The sequence below is a fragment of the Ectobacillus sp. genome, assembly GCF_056992975.1.
On the sequence record NZ_JBXKMX010000124.1, the window covers coordinates 1 to 2,129 of the forward strand.

Genomic DNA, 2,129 nt, shown 5'->3' on the forward strand with positions numbered 1-2,129 from the left:
CAACCAATGGGAATGCCGCCGTTACAAATGCCTCAACAAAAACAAGGTTTTCTTTCCAGATTATTAGGGCAAAAAAATCGTTCACCTTATCCATTTCAAACTCAAGCCCGTTTTCCTCAAGAAATAGGAACGAACTATCCCCAATCATTTCATCCCTATCCGCCGCAACAAAACGAACAAATGAGAAACCCATATAATAATTCTGTTAGAATGAACAGTCCTATAGCTGCACCTACTACTGCAGCCGCAACAGCCGCCTCTAAAGGGGGCGTTGGCACATTCTTTTCTAATTTGATTGCCGATCCATCTTCTATGATAGGAAACGTAGAGAAGGTTGTAAAGGTAGCGCAAACCGTGGGGCCAGTCGTTCAACAATATAGCCCTCTAATAAAAAACTTTCCGAATATAACAAAACTATTAACCTCTTTGCAAAAAAAAGAGGATAATTCTTCATCCTTACCTGTCGAAAAGGAACAAGAAGCTACTGAAAGTAAAACGAAATCAACTACCAAAACGAAATCTCGGCATATCATAGCTAAAAAAGAGGAACTCCCGCTTATGGAACCACATAACAAAGACAACAAGCCAAAATTATACGTCTAGCTTGCAATCTTTTTGTTTTCTGTCCTCTCCTCCCTTATAATAAAAAATGTACACGCAGCATCGCATATTTGCCAACCCTTTACTATAAATATTTTACTAGCATTATGTCAGCTGAGCTTTACAATATGTCCTTGTATAAAAGGAGAGGAATAATTTGGAAATTATTAAAATTGCCCCTCGTGGATATTGCTACGGGGTAGTTGATGCAATGGTTATAGCACGCAATGCAGCACTAGATCAAACATTACCTAGACCCATTTACATTTTAGGTATGATTGTGCACAATAAACATGTTACAGACGCATTTACGGAAGAAGGTATTATTACAGTAGATGGTCCAAATCGTTTGGAAATACTAGACAAGATTCAATCAGGAACCGTTATTTTTACCGCTCATGGTGTTTCTCCTGAAGTAAAAAAACGAGCAATCGAAAAAGGACTTACCACGATAGATGCTACATGCCCTGATGTTACGAAAACGCATGATTTAATTGCTGCAAAGAAAGAAGAAGGATACCATATTATTTATATTGGGAAAAAAGGGCATCCAGAGCCAGAAGGCGCTATTGGAATAGCTCCAGATATTGTTCATTTAATTAGCAAGGAAGAAGATATCGCAAACCTTACGATTCCAACCGAAAAAATATTAGTAACGAATCAAACAACGATGAGTCAGTGGGATGTATTGCATCTCATGGAAAAAATACAAGAGCGCTTTCCAACCGCCAAAGTGCATAAAGAAATTTGTCTAGCAACGCAAGTACGCCAAGAGGCAGTTGCGAAGCAAGCCGGAGAAGCGGATGTCACGATTGTTGTAGGAGATCCAAAAAGCAACAATTCCAATCGTCTTGCACAAGTATCCAAAGAAATTGCACATACGAACGCCTATCGCGTTGCAGATGTGAGTGAAATACAATTAGAATGGCTAGAAGGAGTCCATACCGTTGCAATAACTGCAGGTGCTTCTACACCGACTCCGATTACAAAAGAAGTCATCGCCTTTTTTGAACAATATGACCCTGCAAATCCCGCTACTTGGGAACGAAAACGAAACGTGCCACTGAATAAAATATTACCTAAAGTAAAACAAAAAAATTGAAATGAATTGCTCATGAGCCCAATAGAAACAAGAAACCATCCTTCATCTAAAGGATGGTTTCTTGTTTCATATGAATACAAATGGATCCGTATGTATCGTAGACGAATGAATAGTTACGTTGTAGTTCTTATTATTTAATTCCCTTTGCAATCGTTTTTGTACGCCTTTTTTCATAATCTTTTCCACATTATGTCCTGGGTCAATGACGTTTAATCCGTATGTCAGCGCATCATGTGCAACATGATAATACAAGTCTCCGGTTATGTACACATCAGCTCCGCGAAACTTTGCCTGTTTCCAATATTTATTCCCGTCTCCTCCAAGTACCGCTACTTTTCGAACACGATCCTGCAACTTTCCAACCACGCGAACCACCGGAACTTCTAAGCACTCTTTCACATAGTTTGCAAATTGTTCTACAGTCATT

General features: G+C 39.1%; 3 protein-coding genes. 2 read left to right on the forward strand and 1 reads right to left on the reverse strand.

Annotated features, from left to right (window positions below; genetic code table 11):
- Nucleotides 1-603, forward strand: a 603-nt coding sequence (gene vrrA, locus AC11ZT_RS06230; RefSeq protein WP_484058770.1) for a VrrA/YqfQ family protein, incomplete at its 5' end; no start/stop codon positions are given.
- A gap of 154 nt (nt 604-757) precedes the next feature.
- Nucleotides 758-1,702, forward strand: a complete 945-nt coding sequence (locus AC11ZT_RS06235) for a 4-hydroxy-3-methylbut-2-enyl diphosphate reductase (RefSeq protein WP_484058771.1) — start codon at nt 758-760, stop codon at nt 1,700-1,702.
- Between the two features lie 66 nt (nt 1,703-1,768).
- Here the strand turns inward: AC11ZT_RS06235 and AC11ZT_RS06240 are convergent.
- The coding region (locus tag AC11ZT_RS06240) for a Nif3-like dinuclear metal center hexameric protein (protein WP_484058772.1) at nt 1,769-2,129 on the reverse strand (361 nt) is incomplete at its 5' end.